Raw genomic sequence first — 17,113 nt, forward strand, 5'->3', positions numbered from 1 at the left:
TCGGGATGGAGTGTCGCCATGATCTGTGATCACGTGGCTGACCTAACGGAAAGGAGATTAATGTCAACTTAAGAAGTCGCATTTCTCGCGGCTACAACTTTAACCACCAAAACCATTGCTCTCGCGCCCTTTCACCAGGTGAAATCCGCGCGCGCCCAATTGCAGATTTCGCGCGCATAGGCTTGCGCGTTTGCCTGCCTCGCGCCAAAAGGAAGTCATGACAAACGCTCCTGAAATCCTCTGTATCGGCTCTGCGCTCTGGGACGTGATTGGCCGCACGTTCAGCGATATGAAGCCGGGCAATGATGTGCCGGGCCGGATCACCAGAATCCCCGGCGGTGTGGCGCTGAACATCGCGATCACGCTGGGCCGCTTCGGCATGCGCCCGGTTCTGCTCAGTGCAATTGGACAGGATCCGGAAGGCGAAGAGCTGATCGGGCGCTGCGAAGGCTTCGGGATCGACACGCGCCATGTCTACCGCTCCGAAGACTTGCCCACGGATGTCTATATGGCCGTCGAGGCTCCCGCCGGGCTGATCGCCGCAATTGCCGATGCCCATTCGCTGGAAACCGCCGGATCGCGCATCCTGACACCGCTTCTGGACGGATCGCTCGGCTCTGCAGAGGTCCCCTACGCGGGGCAGATCGCGCTTGACGGCAACCTGACCGACAGGCTGCTGACGGATATTGCACAGAACCCGGCTTTTGCCGCGGCGGATTTGCGCATTGCCCCCGCCTCCCCCGGCAAGGCCGAGCGGCTGCGCCCGTTCCTGAGTGCCAAGCGCGGAACGCTTTATGTCAATCTCGAAGAGGCGGGCCTTTTGTGTGATTGCAGCTTCCGCAGCGCGCCCGAAGCCGCGACCAAGCTGATCGAACGCGGTGCGCGCCGCGCAGTGGTCACCCACGGCAGCGAAACCTGCTGTGACGCGACCGAAGACGCGCTGATCGCCGAACGCCCGCCGCAGGTGAATGTCACGCGCATCACCGGCGCAGGGGATACCTTCATGGCGGCCCATATCGCCGGAGAGCGCCGGGGATTGTCTCGCGAAGAAGCGCTCGACTTCGCCCTTGAGACCGCCGCCGCCCATGTTTCCGGAGAAATCTCGCTATGACGCTCTACACCACATCCCCCGAGGTTCAGGCCGCATTGGACGCGGGCAACCCGGTTGTCGCGCTGGAATCGACCATTATCACACACGGAATGCCCTGGCCGCAGAACCTGGAGATGGCGCGCAAGGTCGAAGACACCATCCGCGAGAATGGCGCCACCCCGGCGACGATTGCCGTCATGGATGGCACGCTGCATGTGGGCCTGACGGATGAGCAGCTTGAAGCGCTTGCCCAGGCCAAGAATGTCGCCAAGCTCAGCCGCGCCGACATGGCGGTCTGCATGGCGCAGGGGCGCACCGGGGCGACAACGGTTGCGGCCACCATGATCGCGGCACGCCTTGCCGGGATCGGCGTTTTTGCCACCGGCGGCATTGGCGGCGTTCACAAAGGGGCCGAAGAGAGCTTTGACGTCTCCGCCGATCTTCAGGAACTGGCTCAAAGCCCAGTCACGGTGATCGCCGCTGGAGCCAAGGCCATCCTTGACCTGCCCAAGACGCTGGAAGTGCTCGAAACCCTTGGGGTTCCGACAATTGCCGTTGGCCAGGACGACCTGCCTGCCTTCTGGTCGCGCTCTGCCGGTCATGCTGCGCCGCTGCGCATGGACAGCGCCGCAGAGATCGCGCGCGCGCAGGTGATGCGGGCGGCTCTGGGGCTGCCGGGCGGGCAGCTTGTGGCCAACCCGATCCCGCAGGAGGCCGAGATTCCGCATGAGGTGATGGCGCCGATCATCGCCCAGGCCACCGCCGATGCGGAAACCCACGGCATTCGCGGCAAGCAGGTCACGCCCTATCTGCTGCAACGCATCTTTGAATTGACGGAAGGCCGCTCTCTGACCGCCAACATTGCGCTTGTCCTGAACAATGCCCGTCTGGGTGCAGAAATTGCCCGCGAATTGTGCACTATTCGCGGCGAATTGGCCTGATTAACCATTATCCCATTGTGGCTGCGGCGCGCAGTGCTTAGCTATTGGGCAATGACGCCACCTGAGTTTTTCTGACGATGAGTTCCTCGCCTTTCGAGCCGGACCCGAAACGCCCGGGCATCTTTGCCAGCCTGCGCTCCAGCTTCCTGACCGGACTCGTGGTGATCTTGCCGGTTGGGCTAACGATCTGGCTTGTGTGGAAGGTCTTTGGCCTGATCGACGGCTTTGTCCTCCCGCTGGTTCCGGCGAACCTCAATCCTGAGCAATACATCGGCATCAACCTGCGCGGCGTTGGTGTGATCTTCCTGTTTTTGTTCACCATTATTGTGGGCTGGATCGCCAAGGGGCTGATTGGGCGTTCGCTGATCCGCTTCGGGGAAAGCCTTGTGGAACGCACCCCCGTGGTGCGGTCGGTCTATTCCGGCATCAAGCAGATCGCCGAAACCGTCTTTGCCCAGAGCGAGCGCAGCTTCGAGAAGGCCTGCCTCGTCGAATACCCGCGCAAAGGCATCTGGGCGATTGCCTTCATCTCCACCGACACGCGTGGCGAGGTGGCGGAAAAGGCGCAGACCATGGGCGGGATGGTGTCGGTTTTTGTGCCAACCACGCCGAACCCGACCTCCGGTTTCCTGCTGTTCTTCCCCAAGGATGACGTGATCGAACTCGACATGACCATCGAAGAGGCGGCAAAGCTGGTGATTTCGGCGGGGCTTGTCTACCCGAACGGGGAAAAGGCCAAAGCGGCGGTGGAATCGCAGCTCAAGAAAGCCTCCTGAGCCCGCTTTGCGCCGAAATTCTTAGCCGAACATCTTGCGCAGATTGGCTGTCTGGCGACGGCCCAGATCGTCGATGTGATCATTCAGAAAGACCCCGGCCGCGCGGCGGCCAGCGGTTTTCAACTGTGCGATAACCGACGGCACCGGCACGATTTTCGTGGCGACCGAGAGCATGTTCATCAGGTCATCATCGGCAATCATATGCACGCGCACGTCTTTCATGGTGCCGGGTTTGACGGTGCCATCAGCCAGCAAGCGCTGTACGAAATCAATCGCGCGCAGCTCGCTCAGAAGCGAAGAGTTGAACCCGATCTCATTGATTCTGTTCTGAATTTCCGGCGGCGTAACCGGCACGGATTCGCGGTGCAGCGGGTTGATGTTGACCACCACCACGTCGTCCGGCAGGTCCGGCTCAAAGAAGGGAAACAACGCCGGGTTGCCGGTATAGCCGCCGTCCCAGAAGGCCTCCAGCTCGCCGCTCTCCGGATCTGTGACCTCAACCGCCTGGAACAGCGTTGGCAGACAAGCGGAGGCCAGGATGGCATCGGTGGTGATCTGTCCGCCGGTGAAAACCCGGATCTTGCCGCTGCGCACCTGCGTGGCGCAGACAAAAAACCGCGGGCCGGAGATCGAACAGACCTCGTCAAAATCGAACTGTTTGACGATCCGCTCCAGCGGGTTCTGGTAGAACGGGCCGCTGGCATAGGGCGAGAACATCCGCGACAAAGCCTCGCCGAAGACGTAAGGCGCGGAATATTCAAGCGTTTTGCTGACGATGCCCGGCGACGGCAGGAAGGGCATCATCCAATCGGGCAGCGTCATGTCGTCGAGCGCGCCGATCTGCTCCCACAGCCAATCCAGTTTTTCCCGCGCACCCGCGCGCCCTCCTTCCAGCATACCCGATTTGATCGCAGCGCCGTTCAACGCTCCGGCCGAGGTGCCGGACATGGCGGCAATCTCGATCGCGTCCTCTTCAAGAAGGCGGTCCAGCACCCCCCAGGTGAAGGCGCCATGGGCGCCTCCGCCTTGCAGGGCGAGGTTGATACGAACGGGAACGGTCATGCGGGCCTCGGTCAGTTACTGTACGAAAACGGGCGTTTCCCGCACGATTGCTTAAAGCGCGGTCCAGCCGCCATCGACGCTCAGCGTGGTTCCGGTGATCTGCGCGGCGGCATCCGAACACAGGAAGACAACCGTGCCGCCAAGCTGTTCGGTAGTGGCAAACTCCTTGGACGGCTGGCGTTCTAACATGACCTTCTCGATCACCTCTTCGCGGCCCATGCCGTATTTTTCCATGGTGTCGGGGATTTGCGCCTCGACCAGCGGGGTCAGAACATAGCCGGGGCAGATCGCGTTGGCGGTGATCGGCTCGCGCGCGGTTTCCAGCGCCACAACCTTGGTCATGCCGACAACGCCGTGTTTGGCTGCGACATATGCGGATTTGAACGGAGACGCGGTCAGCCCGTGCGCCGAGGCAATGTTCACCACCCTGCCCCACCCGGCCTTGCGCATCATCGGCAGCGCGGCGGCGGTGGTGTGGAAAGCGGAGTTCATGTTGATCGCGATGATCGCGTCCCATTTCTCGGCCGGGAATTCATCAATCGGCGAGACGTGCTGAATACCGGCGTTGTTCACCAGAATATCGCAGGCCCCCGCCTTTTCAATCAGGGCGCGGCATTCGTCGGCTTTGGACATGTCGGCTTTGATATAGCGAACCTCCACACCGTGCTCCTTGGCGATCTCTGCGGCCAGCGCGTGGTCCTCATCGCGGTCGGTGAAGGAATTGATGACAACGGAGGCCCCGGCGCGGGCGAGTTCGCGAGCGATTCCCAGACCGATTCCCGAGTTGGAGCCGGTCACGATTGCGGTTTTGCCGGAAAGTGTCATGGCGGTGTCCTTTGATGCTGCTTTGCAGCAAGCCTAGGGCGTCAAAGGCGAAAGGAAAAGCCAAAGCGCCAATCTATGCTGGCTTTCCGGGCAGTTTTTTGATCGCGGACGCCGATCCTCGCCCTCAAGAGACACCACCAAAAAAAACCCCGGCCGAAGCCGGGGTTAAGTCATTGAGGCAGGTTTCATACAGGCAAGAAACCTATCGAGCAGTGATTTCTTTATAAGCAACTCCGCGCCCGAGTCCAAGGTAAAAGTTTGAAAAGGCGTAAAAGCCCAGTTACGCTCAGCGTTAACAAACAAAGGGCGGTAAAGGATTGTCTCCGAAATGTATCTAAACTTTTTCCAAAAGCTCGGACTTGGCAGCACGGCGCTGTCCCTGATTCTCGCAGGCACGTTTGCAGGCGCAGAACCAAAGCATGGCATAGCTATGTATGGCGAGCCGCAATTGCCACCGGATTTTGTGTCCCTGCCCTACGCGAATCCGGATGCGCCGCGTGGCGGCGAGATTGTCACCGGGGAGACAGGCACCTTCGACAGTCTCAACCCGCACATCCGCAAAGGCAAAACACCGTGGCAATTGCGCTTTTTGGCGTATGAGTCACTCATGGGCCGCAGTTGGGACGAACCGTTCACCCTGTACGGGCTTTTGGCCGAATCCATTGAGGTCGGGCCGAATCGCGAATGGGCCGAATTCACCCTGCGCCCGGAGGCAAAATTCTCGGACGGCAGCCCGGTCACCATCGAGGACGTGATGTGGAGCTACGAGACGCTCGGCACCATCGGCCACCCACGCTATCACGGCGTCTGGGGCAAGATCGGCAGCATGGAGCAGACCGGCGAGCGCAGCGTGAAGTTCACCTTCAACGTCGAGGACCGCGAACTGGCCCTGATCGTCGGCATGCGCCCGATCCTGAAAAAGGCGCAGTGGGAAGGCAAGGATTTTGCCGAAAGCGGGCTCGACGTGATCCCGATCAGCTCTGCGCCTTATGTCATCTCCGACTACGAGGCCGGGCGGCACGTGACACTGAAGCGCAATCCCGATTACTGGGGCAACGATGTGCCTTACATGCGCGGTCAGGCCAACCTTGATACCATCCGCATGGAGTTCTTCCTCGAAGGTACCGCCCAGTTCGAAGCGTTCAAGGGCGGCCTGCTGAACTCCAACCGCGAGACCAACCCGGTCAAATGGGATGAGCAGTACAGCTTCCCGGCAGTCGAAGCCGGCGATGTGGTGAAATCCACCATCCCGAACGCGCGCCCCACCGGTATGACCGGTTTCGTGATCAACAACCGCCTTGAGAAATTCGCCGATTGGCGTGTGCGTGAGGCGCTGATCACCGCCTACAACTTCGAGTACATCAACGAAGCCATCGTCGGCAGCCGCAAGAACCGGATCAAGAGCTACTTTGGCAGCTCTGTCCTTGGTATGGAGCCAGGGGCCGCGAGCGGACGCGTGGCGGAACTTCTGGAGCCGCACAAGGCCGATCTTCTGCCCGGTACGCTGGAAGGCTATGCCCTGCCCGTCTCGGATGGCTCGGCGCGCAACCGCAAGAACATCGCCCGCGCGATGGACCTTTTTGCCGAGGCTGGCTGGACCGTGCAGGACGGCATGATGAAGAACGCCGATGGCGAGGTTTTCACGCTGGAATTGCTGCTCAGCCAGGGCTCGGCGGAGGAAGGTGCCATGGCGGACACCTATGCCGAAGGGCTGAAACGCCTTGGCATTGATGTCACGGTGACCACCACCGATGACGCGCAATACCGCGAACGCACGGGCAAGTTCCAATACGACATGACCCCCTTCCGCCGCGGGTTGTCGCTCAGCCCCGGCAACGAGCAGCTGTCCTACTGGTCCTGCGAGACGAAGGACGTTGAAGGCGGGCGCAATTGGGCGGGTATCTGCAACCCGGCGATTGATGCGATGATCGGCACCATGCTGAACTCTACCAGCCGCGAGGATTACGTCTCCTCGGTGCGGGCGCTTGACCGTATGTTGATGGCGGGCCGCTACGTGGTGCCGTTCCAGGACAAGTTCGACGTCAGCTTCATCGCCCATGCGGCAGAGCTGCACTACCCCGAGCGCCTTCCCGCCTACGGCGATTGGATTGGATTCCAGCCTAACGTATGGTGGTCGGAGGACAAATAAGTCTTCCAAAACCAAAAAGCCAAAGAGGCAGTCATGAAACGAGCAGTTCTGATCATCGCGCTGGCCATGGGAATGGCCGGCTGCGCCACCGTCGAAGGCGTGGGCGAAGACATCTCCAGCGGGGCGCGCAAAGTGTCCGGCTGGTTCTGAAATCCCGGCTCCTAGTACTTTTCGCCTAGTTCCCTTTTCGCGCCTCGCCCGCCTATTGTAGGAGGGCGAGGAGGAGCGCAACGTGATGAGCGAACCGGCAAAACCGTTTTTCGAAAACAATCAGACAACGGCATTGGTGGTCGACGATCATCCACTGTTTTGCGATGCGCTCACGCTGACCCTGCAATCCATCGCCGACTTCGAAGAGATCCGCAGCGCGGGCACGCTTGAAAAGGCGCTCGAAGTGGTCGGACAGGATCCCGCCATCGGGCTGATCGTGCTGGACCTGAACCTGCCGGATGTGAACGGGCTCGACGGGCTGGTCCGGCTGCGCAATGCCGCGCCGAAAGCGCCGATCATCATCGCTTCTTCGATGGCCGACAACACCATGATCAGCCATGCGCTCAAGGCGGGCGCCGATGCCTTTGTACCCAAGCATTCGCAGCGCTCGGTGTTCCGCCGCGCGTTTGAAGCGGTGGCCAAGGGACAGGCTTTTGTTCCCGATGGCTACATTGATCCGCAGGCGGGCAAGGAACCGGCGCAGGACGACGCGCTCGCACGGCTGGCCAGCCTGACAAACCAGCAGGCGCGCATCCTGCATCTGATCTGCGAAGGCAAGCTGAACAAGCAGATCGCCTATGATCTGTCGATCGCGGAAACCACTGTAAAGGCCCATGTCACCGCCATCATGCGCAAACTCGGCGTGCACAGCCGCACCCAGGCGGTGCTGGTCGCGCAGGAGGCGCGCTTTTCGCGGGTCTTGCCAACCGGGGAATAAGCCGTAACCTGAAGACCACTCGGATCCTTACACAAGGTCAGGCAATTGGACGGAGCGACGAAACGCTCCGCACGGGGGGAGATCGGGGCCAAATCCGCGCTGCGCGTGGCACAGGCCTCCTGCACCGGTCCGGACAGGGCCGGAACATTGGCAACGCGGTTGGGCCCCGGGCCTTTTGCGCTGGTTTGCCTGTTTGTTTCTCCCGATGCGGATTTCGCGGGGCTGACCCGCAACAGCCACCGCGCCTTTGGCGGGGCGGATGTGCTTGCCTGTACCACCGCCGGAGAGATCGGTCAGGACGGCTATGAGGAAGGCCAGATCATCGCCATCGGCTTCCCTTGCAGCCATTTCGCCACCAGCACGCTGGTGATCGACGCGCTCGACGAGCTTGATGAACAGGCGGTGATTGATCGGCTCATTCAGGACCGCATGGCACTGAACCAACGCGCCCCGGAGATGCAATCGGAGTTTGCTTTCCTGATGGTGGACGGCCTGTCGCTTCAGGAAGAGCACCTGACCGGCGTGCTGACCGCCGGGCTTGGCCCGACACCGCTGTTTGGCGGCTCCGCCGGCGATGGCGAAGATTTCCGGTCCACCTTCCTGTCGCGCAATGGCAGCATTCGCCAGAACGCGGCGCTGCTGGCGCTGGTGCGCTCGCGCTGCCCGGTACAGGTGTTCAGCCTCGACCACATGGTCCCGGGCGAGACGCGCATGGTGGTGACCAAGGCCGATCCCGACCGCCGCGTGGTGCAGGAGATCAACGCCGAACCTGCCGCGCAGGAATACGCGCGGCTTCTGGGCAAGGACCCCAACCAGCTCTCCGCCTTCACCTTTGCCGCGCACCCGGTGGTGGTGCGGCTGGGCGATACACATCACGTGCGCTCGATCCAGCGCATGGATGAAAACGGCGATCTGGTGTTCTTTTCGGCCATCGACGAAGGCATGGTGCTGAGCCTCGCGGACCATCGCGACATTGCCGAACATCTGGACGAACGTCTCAGCGCTCTGGGCGCTGTGGGCAAACCGGATCACATCCTCGCCTGCGATTGTCTGCTGCGCAAGATCGAGGCCACCCAGCATCAAAGATCCCGGCAGGTCTCCGACATTCTGACCCGCAACAACGTGGTGGGCTTTTCGACCTACGGCGAGCAGATCGGCGCGCTGCACGTGAACCAGACGCTGACCGGCGTGGCCTTCTACCCGGCGATGGAGGATGTCTGAGCCATGTCGCTGGTGAACCCCGCGGATTCGGTCGAACGGCAGAACGAAAAGCTGATCAAGATCGCCGAGTCGCTGATGAAGCGGGTCGAATACGGCTCTGAACCGTCCGGCGCGGCCTATGAGCAATTCGAGCGCGCCGCCCTGCTGGAAAAGCGGGTGCGGGAACGGACGCTGGAGCTGGAGCGCACGCTCAACCTGCTGCACGAATCCAACGCCCAACTGGCCGCCGCCAACGACGAAACCGAGGCCGCGCGCCGCAATCTCGCCGATGCGATTGAAACCGTCTCCGAGGGCTTTGCGCTCTTTGACAGTGCCGAAACACTGGTCATGTGCAATTCGCGCTTTTGCCGGGATTTTCGCGATACCGTGCGCGATCTCAGCCCCGGTCTCGCCTTCTCGCAATACGTGGATCAGGTCAGCCGCTCGCGCTACCTCGCGCTGCCGCAGGAAACCTCGGCCCGGACCTGGGCCGACAAACGGCTGCGCCGCCACCGCGATCGCCATGTCATGTTCAATGTTGAGCTGGCCCATGACCGCTGGCTGCAGGTCTCCGAACATCGCACCGCCAACGGCGGCACGGTGGTTTTGCAGACCGATGTGACCGACCTGATCCGGCTTGAACGGCAGGAACGCGACAAGCTGCGCGACAAGCAGACTCGCATGATCCGTGCCACGCTCGATCACCTAAACCAGGGTGTCTGCATCTTCGACGAAAAGGCCCGGCTTGTGGGCTGGAACGAGAAGATCGGCACGCTGCTCGCCCTGCCCGCCCGGCGCATGCAGCTGGGCGCGTCGTTCTTTGCGCTGCTGGATCGGCTCGGGGACGACATCGTCTTTACCCGCGGCCTGACGCAGGAAGGCTTTTCGAACTGGGCGCGGCAGGACAGGCCGCGCGAACAGATCAGTTTCGAGATCCGCCGAAGCGGCAGCATCACCTTGCAGATCTTTGGCCGGGGCATGCCCGACGGCGGGTTCGTGATTTCGGTCACCGATGTCACCACGGAACGCGAAGCGGCGCAAAAACTGCATGAACTCAATGAGATCCTCGAACAACGAGTGATGGAGCGCACGCTGGAACTTGAGGATGCGCTGTCTGCCGCAGAGCGGGCGAACGCATCGAAATCGCGCTTTGTCGCGGCCGCCAGCCATGACCTGCTCCAGCCGCTGTCAGCGGCAAAACTCTATATCGCGTCGCTGGCGGACCGCTCCACCGACTCCGCCGAAACGGTGGTCCTGGCCAAGACCGAAAGCGCGCTCAACAGCGCCGAAGCGATCATCGACGCGCTGCTCGACATCTCGAAACTGGATGGCGACGGGGTGAGCTTTGACGTGGGCACCGTGGCGCTCAATGACATTCTGCGCCCGCTGGTTGATGAAATGGAAGTGCTCGCGCTGAACAAGGGGCTGGAGCTGCGGCTTGTCGGCTGCTCGCTCAGTGTCGAAAGCGATCCGGCCTACCTGCGGCGCATCGTGCAGAACCTGCTCGCCAACGCCATTCGCTATACCGAACAAGGGCGGGTTCTGCTCGGCGTGCGGCGGCGCGGTGGCATGGCGCGGATCGAAGTCTGGGACACCGGCCCCGGCATTGCCGAAGAGGATCAGAACAGCATTTTCGAAGAGTTCAAACGGCTGGACGCGGGGGCCTCCGACAACGACGGTCTGGGCCTTGGCCTTGCCATCGTGGAGCGGGCCTGCGCGCGGCTTGGCCATCCCATTGGCCTTTGGTCACAGCCGGGTGTGGGCAGCTGTTTCATGGTGAACCTGCCGCTTGCAGGGCAAGCGGCCCCGCGCGATCCGGCCAAACCGCGCATGGCCCGGCCCGTGTCGCTGGCCCATGCGGGCATGATCACGCTCTTGGTGGAAAACGATCCTCAAATGCGCCGCGCGATCACCGTCCTGATGGAAAGCTGGGGCGTGCACGTGATCGAGGCCGAAGACGCCGCTTCGGCCCTGACCCTTCTGGAGGACATCGAGATCAGCCCGGACGCCATGGTGCTCGATCACCAGCTTGGCGCCGGGGCCAGCGGGCTGGACCTCTATCGGACAATTTCGGAATCGCTCGGTCCCCTGCCCTGCGCCATCATCTCGGCAGACAGAACACCGGAACTGGCCGCCGCCTGCGAAGACGCCGGCGCGACCTTCCTGCAAAAGCCGATCGACCGGCAGAAGCTCAGCGCATTGCTCGAAGCCGCTGCCGGTCGCATGATTGCCTCCTGAGGCGGGACAGATTTACATCATGCCGCTGCAGCGACCGCGCGGCTTCGGCATGCCAAGCCTTTGCGGGTTGATCACCAGGATCCAGCGCGGCGGATAACCCGGCGCTTGCGTCTTGCGATAGACACAGCCGTTGGACATGGTCCGGTACTCACCACGGGGCGCAACAACACCCTGCGTGCTGATGAATGGCTGGGCCTGGGCGAGCATCAGCTCCTTCGGAGCGCCGCTGTCCACGGGCGGCAGGGAAACAAGACCAAGGGCAGAAGCAGTGACAAGGGCAGTGAAGCTCATGAGTTGGCTCTCCTTCGTTTCTGGGGCGCGCAAAAGCGCCGATACGGACGGTGTGACACCCCCACAGCCCTGAACCGTGTCCCGTAAACGTCAGAAAGATGAACTTCCGGTTTAATTTTAGCAGATTTCTTTGCGATGGCGCTCAGGTGGAACTTCAAGAATACCCGACAAGCCATTGAATTTACATTATAAGTCAGATTGCGATCACGATATCCGCGCGCAATCCGCCCAAGGTCTCGCTCTCGCCAAGCCGCAAGACACCGCCATGCGCCCGGGCAATATCCGCCGCAATGGCAAGCCCCAGACCCACGCCCGGCCCTTTGTCCTGGTTTCGCGCCGGGTCCAACCGCACAAACGGGCGCAGGGCATCCTCCCGCTGATCCGCCGGAATGCCCGGCCCGTCGTCTTCCACCCGGATTCGGAGCGATTTCCCGGTGATCATCACCGACAATTCACAATGCGAGCCGTAACGAATGGCATTGCCCGCGAGGTTCTCGATGGCCCGCCGCAGAGCACGGGGCCGCAGCGGGTAACTGCCGCTCCCCTCAACCTCCACAAGCCGCACAGCCTGCCCGGCCCGCTGCGCGTCCTCGGCCACCGATTGCACCAGCGCCACAGGGTCCGTCGGCTCCACCGCAGAGGTCTCTGCATCCCCTCGCGCAAACTCAAGGAAGGCATCAATCAGTTGTTGCATGTCCTCCACGTCCCGCTCCAGCGGCGCGCGGTCCTCATCGTCCAGCAAGGACAGGCCAAGCCGCATCCGCGTCAGCGGCGTGCGCAGATCGTGGCTTACCCCGGAAAGCATCATGGTGCGCTGTTCGATCTGCCGTTCGATCCGCGCCCGCATGTCGAGAAAAGCATGCCCGGCGGAACGCACCTCGATCGCGCCAGAGGGCGAATACGGCTCGTTCCGCCCGCGCCCGAACGCCTCCGCCGCCCTGGCAAGACGGGTGATGGGCCGCAGCTGATTGCGCAGGTAGAGAAAGGCGATCACGGTCATCACCAGACCAAAAAACACCATGTTCACAAGAAGTTGGTGCGGATTGCTCGCCGAAACCCGCCCGCGGCCGAAGTCGACTTCATAAACCACACCGCCGCGCTCCACGAAGAGCATGACGTCGCGATCATCCGGCAGACTGATCTGGCGCAGACCCTCCACCCTGTCGCGCAGAACCCGCATCACAACGATCCCGGTAAAATCGTACCAGCGCCGCATGTCCGCCTCCGGAACGTCGTCCCGCGCGACGGGTTTGATCGCCAGATCCAACGCCTGCGCCAGCGCCGCATCCTCCGGCCCCGCATCCAGTACAAAGTTGACGGAGCGCGCCAGTTCGCGGCTGAGCTGCACCGTCACCCCTTCGAAATGACGCTGCACAAACACCACGGAAACCACCAGTTGCAGCGTGACCACCGGCAGGACCAGAATGAGCGCGGCACGGCCATAAAGGCTGCGCGGCATATAACGTTTGAGCCATTCGAACGACATGGGCTAAGCCTAGCCAATCACCCCGGCCCCCGCCACCCGCGAAAGGACCTCGCCTTGATCGATCCGCAACCTGATTTCCTCCCTATCCCCGGCGAAGCCGTCACGCTTGCACCCGGCCTGCGCCGGATCCTTGCGCCCAATCCGTCGCCGATGACCTATCGCGGGACAAACACCTATCTGCTGGGGGAGCGTGAGATTGCGGTGATCGATCCGGGGCCAGACTCAGCGCCGCATCTGGAGGCGATTCTGGCCGCCGTGGCGCCAGACGCGCGGATCAGTCATATCCTTGTCACCCACGCTCATCTCGACCATTCGCCGCTCGCCCGCCCGCTGTCCGAGCGCACAGGCGCGCCAGTCTACGGATTCGGCCCGGCAACGGCCGGGCGCTCCGACGTCATGATCCGATTGGCGGCGGACGGTCTGACCGGTGGCGGCGAAGGGGTGGATTCGGCATTTGAGCCAGATGAAACCCTTAACGATGGCGCGGAACTCACCGGCAAGGGCTGGACGCTCACGGCGCTGCACACACCGGGCCATATGGCCAACCATCTGGCGTTTGCCTGGGGCGACGCGCTCTTCACCGGAGATCTTGTCATGGGTTGGGCCAGTTCGCTGGTCTCGCCGCCGGACGGCGACCTGACGGACTTCATGCGCTCCCTCCGCAGTTTGCAGAAACGGCCATGGGCAACCTTCCATCCCGGTCACGGCGCGCCGGTGAGCGACCCGCAACAGCGCCTCGAAGAGCTGATCACCCACCGCCTGAGCCGCGAGGCAGCGATCCTTGCCGCTCTGCAGGACGGCCCGGCCACCGCCGCCGATCTCGCCGCCCGGATCTACACCGACACCCCGCCCGCGCTCCTGCCCGCCGCGGAACGCAACGTATTCAGCCACCTCATTGATCTTGTGACAAAAAACGCGGCCCGCGCGGTAGAAGACCTGTCCATTTCCGCGCGCTTTTCTGCGGTTTGAGAGGAAAATTCGAAAAAGCTGAATTTTGTTACAAAACCCTCTGGACGCCCGGATTCCACATTGCTATACGCCCCACATGTTCCGGCGTAGCTCAGCGGTAGAGCAGTTGACTGTTAATCAATTGGTCGTAGGTTCGATCCCTACCGCCGGAGCCATAAAAAGCCCTTAAGGTCAGAACCTTAAGGGCTTTTTTGGTTTTTGAGATACAGGGTCAGGGGCCGCGTATCCGCCCCCTGAAACCGGCCAATTCAGCCTTCAGCGCGTTTCACTTTCTGGTGCTCGTCTTCGACAAGACCGATTTTCCAATAGCCCGAAATATAGGTGTCGGCGCGGGGCAAACCCTTTTCCTGATGCAGGAAGGCCCGCAGGGCGCGGACAACCGCGCTTTCCCCTGCGATGCAGGTCTGTACGCGGCCTGAAGGCCAGGGCAGCGCGCGGATCAGCTCTTCCTGTGCGGTGGAGGGCTGCTCGGGGTGCGGGTGCACGAGCCAGTGCGTCTCGATGCCGGCGGGCGCGTCGATCTCCTGTTTGTCCTCCGCAGAGGTCACTTCGAAGATCGCGACCCCTTTGGCATCTCGCGGCATGGCTTCGAGCGTGGCCGCAGCGACCGGGATCGCGGATGGGTCCGCCGCGACAAGGTACCAATCCGCGTCAAAACGCGTGACCTTCGCGCCGCTCGGACCGGCGAATCCGAGGAAGTCCCCGGTCTTCGCCTGCATGGCCCAGCGGGACGCGGGGCCGTTGTCACCATGGGCCACAAAGTCGATCCACATCTCCCGCGTCACCGGATCAAAGCCGCGCACCGTGTAGGTACGGCGCACGGGCGCGGGTCCACCTGAAAGCCGCGCGGCAAAGGCCTCACGGCTCTCATCCGGATCCGGGATCATGATCTTGCAATTGGCGCCGTTGCGGTCCTCGGGGAAACCATCCAGCTCCGGCCCGGCAAAGACAACGCGGATCATGTTGGGGGTCAGGTAGCCTGCCCGCTTCACCGTCAGAACGCGCGGGCTGGGACGGCCAAGCGCCTGTTTTGCCTTGGTTTTCAAATTGGATAACACGCTCATTTCATGCCTTTCCTATGGCAGGTTAGCCTGGCTGCGTCCGGGGACGGTGGCTGAGCTGCTGGGTTGAGGGGTCCGGGCTTAATCCGCCCGGATGATGACCTGCGTGCCCCACGGATCACGCAGCATCAGGCCGGTTTGGGGCCGCGTATAGGCCATGCCACGGCTGTCGAGGCTGCGGGCCAGGGCTTCGATCCCGGCGCCGTCTCTCAAGCGCAGCGTATAGGCCGCAAGACCCAAGGCCACGTCCGGCCGGACGGCGCCCGCGCGCGCGTGCCAGATATTCGCGGCGATATGGTGATGATAGCCTCCGCTGGCGTAGAATTGCGCGCTGTCCATTTCGTTGCGAATGGCAAAGCCCAGCGTCTCCACAAAGAAGCCTTCGGCCTGTGCAAGCGCGCTGACCGACAGGTGCAAATGCCCGATGCGCAGGCCTTCGGGCGCACGATACGGCGTGTCCGGCGCGGCGCTGTCAAAGAGAGCCTGCAAATCCAGCGGTCTGGTCGGGAAATCGAGACGCCCCTCAGGCGCTTGCGGCCAGTGCGCCCGCGGTTTGTCGGCGTAGATCTCGATCCCGTTGCCTTCGGGATCATTCAGGTAAATCGCCTCGCTGACCCCGTGATCCGATGCCCCGATGATCCGCGTGCCAAGGCTGACCACATGGGCAAACCAATCGGCCAGATCGGCGCGGCGCGGCATGAGATAGGCGGTGTGAAACAGACCCGGCGCACCGCGCGGGGCCTTGGTTGCGCGCGGATCGCTCTCAAGGGTCAGCAGGGTCTGCCCCCCTGCCCCCAGAACCGCCTGCCCGGCGGCCTGCCCCACCACATCGAGGCCAAGAACCGATTGATACCACCGCGTCATGCCGGGCAAGTCCGCAACGCGCAGCGTTGTAGCCGCCACGTAGAACGGCATGTGAACAGGATGATCCTCCGGCATCACATCAACCGGGGTCTGGTCAAGGTTTGCAAAGCTCATGGGACTCTCCTTTCGAGCGGCAAAAGGGCCGCCAACCTCTGGCGGCCCGTCCGGCAATATAAGCGCGGCGGCTGCGCTACGGGACTGCGCGTGCCGCACACGCATTGTGCGCGTCAGCGCGGCCAGTATTCCGCGATCAGGCTGAGCAGGAACTCCCCGGTGTAGGCCGGGAAAGCCGCCTTCATCTGGGCCACGGCATCGTCCGGCGTTTCCGCCGAGGCGATCACATCGTCCATCACCCGGATATAGGCGATGGCGGTGTCGAGATCCCCGCGCGTGGTCGGCAGACCATGCCCCACCAGAAGCGTTTCAAAGGCCGGATCGCTGCGCAGCCCTTCGAGCGTCGAAATCCAGTTCGAACGGTCCACGCCCGGTGCGAAATAGACGCCGTTGTAGACAAGGTCCTGAACCACCGCGACTTTCTGTTCCGGCAGAACCGCGACAAGCATGTGCGGCGCTTCCACGTCCTTGTAGTGGCGCAGCTCAACAGGCACGCCCGCCATGGTCATCGTGCCAGCCGCAACATCACCGCCGCTCAGCACATTTGTCGGCTCCGGCCAGTTGCCGCCCGTGGCCTCGGCCCGCATGCCGTCGCGCACCTCTGGCAGGGTCGAGAATTCGACACCCTCGATGAACGACGCCCCGCCCCAGTGATCGGGATGTTCGTGGCTCAAAAGCGCCAGACCCACGGGCTTGCCCGTGGCTTGGATCAGCGCGCCCACCTCCTGCGCCGTCGGCGGCAGCATCGTGGCATCCACCAGCAGGAGCTGATCGTCGAATTCGATGATATGGCTGGTGACATTCACCGCCTGGGCCGGTGAAACATAGGTGTGAAAGCGCAGGCCGCCCTGCGCAAAGCTGTGAACCGTGCCGCCGGGCATCTCGCCCTGGGCCAAGGCCGCGCTCGGCGCGAGGCCGCCGCGCAGAAGGGCAATAGCGCCCGCAGTCAGGGTTGCGCCCTTAAGCAGCGCGCGCCGCGAAATCGTGTTTCCAAGATCAGTCATGTTCCGTTTCCCTGTTCCATGAATACGCCGTGTTTTGCGTGTGGCAGGGAATGTAGACAGTCGCCCCCTTTTCGATTAGGCAAAGATGATCGCAAACTGCTATCCAAATTTTCGA

The 17,113-nt window shown here is 62.4% G+C and carries 16 protein-coding genes and 1 tRNA gene; 10 read left to right on the top strand and 7 right to left on the bottom strand.

What is annotated here, in order from left to right; translation table 11 throughout:
* Positions 1 to 217 precede the first annotated feature (217 nt).
* The 3 genes from E4662_RS21115 to E4662_RS21125 all read left to right on the top strand — a co-directional run bounded on the left by E4662_RS21115 (position 218) and on the right by E4662_RS21125 (position 2,807).
* Complete coding sequence (locus E4662_RS21115) at positions 218 to 1,111, top strand: PfkB family carbohydrate kinase (RefSeq protein WP_136443616.1); 894 nt, start codon at positions 218 to 220, stop codon at positions 1,109 to 1,111.
* A complete protein-coding gene (locus E4662_RS21120; protein ID WP_136443617.1) occupies positions 1,108 to 2,031 on the top strand; it encodes a pseudouridine-5'-phosphate glycosidase in 924 nt (307 codons plus the stop codon). Before E4662_RS21115 ends, E4662_RS21120 begins: the two co-directional genes overlap by 4 nt.
* A 77-nt stretch (positions 2,032 to 2,108) precedes the next feature.
* On the top strand, positions 2,109 to 2,807 hold the full coding sequence (locus tag E4662_RS21125; RefSeq protein ID WP_136443618.1) for a DUF502 domain-containing protein: 699 nt from the start codon (positions 2,109 to 2,111) through the stop codon (positions 2,805 to 2,807).
* A 21-nt stretch (positions 2,808 to 2,828) separates the two neighbouring features.
* Here E4662_RS21125 and E4662_RS21130 read toward each other — a convergent pair whose 3' ends face one another.
* Together E4662_RS21130 and E4662_RS21135 are read right to left on the bottom strand one after the other, a co-directional pair.
* Positions 2,829 to 3,869, bottom strand: coding sequence for a patatin-like phospholipase family protein (locus E4662_RS21130; protein WP_136443619.1), 1,041 nt, complete (start codon positions 3,867 to 3,869; stop codon positions 2,829 to 2,831).
* Between the two features lie 51 nt (positions 3,870 to 3,920).
* Positions 3,921 to 4,694 carry a 3-hydroxybutyrate dehydrogenase gene (locus tag E4662_RS21135; protein WP_136443620.1) on the bottom strand — a complete coding sequence of 258 codons (774 nt, stop codon included), beginning with the start codon at positions 4,692 to 4,694 and terminating at the stop codon, positions 3,921 to 3,923.
* A gap of 328 nt (positions 4,695 to 5,022) precedes the next feature.
* On the opposite strand from E4662_RS21135, the gene E4662_RS21140 reads away from it, so the two are divergent.
* From E4662_RS21140 to E4662_RS21160, 5 genes are all read left to right on the top strand, one after another.
* On the top strand, positions 5,023 to 6,843 hold the full coding sequence (locus E4662_RS21140) for an extracellular solute-binding protein (protein ID WP_136443621.1): 1,821 nt from the start codon (positions 5,023 to 5,025) through the stop codon (positions 6,841 to 6,843).
* 33 nt (positions 6,844 to 6,876) lie between these two features.
* Entirely contained in the window at positions 6,877 to 6,993 is a 117-nt protein-coding gene (locus E4662_RS21145) for an entericidin A/B family lipoprotein (protein ID WP_136443622.1), read from the top strand.
* Positions 6,994 to 7,078: 85 nt separating this feature from the next.
* A complete protein-coding gene (locus tag E4662_RS21150; RefSeq protein WP_136443623.1) occupies positions 7,079 to 7,771 on the top strand; it encodes a response regulator in 693 nt (230 codons plus the stop codon).
* Positions 7,772 to 7,816: 45 nt separating this feature from the next.
* A complete protein-coding gene (locus E4662_RS21155) occupies positions 7,817 to 8,992 on the top strand; it encodes an FIST N-terminal domain-containing protein (RefSeq protein WP_136443624.1) in 1,176 nt (391 codons plus the stop codon).
* Between the two features lie 3 nt (positions 8,993 to 8,995).
* A complete protein-coding gene (locus tag E4662_RS21160) occupies positions 8,996 to 11,209 on the top strand; it encodes a hybrid sensor histidine kinase/response regulator (protein ID WP_136443625.1) in 2,214 nt (737 codons plus the stop codon).
* A gap of 12 nt (positions 11,210 to 11,221) precedes the next feature.
* Here E4662_RS21160 and E4662_RS21165 read toward each other — a convergent pair whose 3' ends face one another.
* Positions 11,222 to 11,500 (bottom strand): hypothetical protein, encoded by a 279-nt coding sequence (locus E4662_RS21165; RefSeq protein WP_136443626.1) that lies wholly within the window; start codon positions 11,498 to 11,500, stop codon positions 11,222 to 11,224.
* 193 nt (positions 11,501 to 11,693) lie between these two features.
* Positions 11,694 to 12,986: an ATP-binding protein gene (locus tag E4662_RS21170; RefSeq protein WP_136443627.1), complete on the bottom strand. Its 1,293-nt coding sequence runs from the start codon at positions 12,984 to 12,986 to the stop codon at positions 11,694 to 11,696.
* A gap of 57 nt (positions 12,987 to 13,043) precedes the next feature.
* On the opposite strand from E4662_RS21170, the gene E4662_RS21175 reads away from it, so the two are divergent.
* Complete coding sequence (locus tag E4662_RS21175) at positions 13,044 to 13,955, top strand: MBL fold metallo-hydrolase (RefSeq protein WP_420819283.1); 912 nt, start codon at positions 13,044 to 13,046, stop codon at positions 13,953 to 13,955.
* A gap of 80 nt (positions 13,956 to 14,035) precedes the next feature.
* Positions 14,036 to 14,110 (top strand) — tRNA-Asn (locus tag E4662_RS21180).
* 93 nt (positions 14,111 to 14,203) lie between these two features.
* Here E4662_RS21180 and E4662_RS21185 read toward each other — a convergent pair.
* The 3 genes from E4662_RS21185 to E4662_RS21195 all read right to left on the bottom strand — a co-directional run bounded on the left by E4662_RS21185 (position 14,204) and on the right by E4662_RS21195 (position 16,998).
* Positions 14,204 to 15,019 (bottom strand): siderophore-interacting protein, encoded by an 816-nt coding sequence (locus tag E4662_RS21185; RefSeq protein WP_136443628.1) that lies wholly within the window; start codon positions 15,017 to 15,019, stop codon positions 14,204 to 14,206.
* Positions 15,020 to 15,097: 78 nt separating this feature from the next.
* On the bottom strand, positions 15,098 to 15,994 hold the full coding sequence (locus tag E4662_RS21190) for a VOC family protein (RefSeq protein ID WP_168798037.1): 897 nt from the start codon (positions 15,992 to 15,994) through the stop codon (positions 15,098 to 15,100).
* Positions 15,995 to 16,107: 113 nt separating this feature from the next.
* Positions 16,108 to 16,998 (bottom strand): MBL fold metallo-hydrolase, encoded by an 891-nt coding sequence (locus E4662_RS21195; protein WP_136443630.1) that lies wholly within the window; start codon positions 16,996 to 16,998, stop codon positions 16,108 to 16,110.
* Positions 16,999 to 17,113 lie beyond the last annotated feature (115 nt).

The organism is Pacificoceanicola onchidii (assembly GCF_004804335.1).
Classification (GTDB): Bacteria; Pseudomonadota; Alphaproteobacteria; order Rhodobacterales; family Rhodobacteraceae; genus Pacificoceanicola; species Pacificoceanicola onchidii.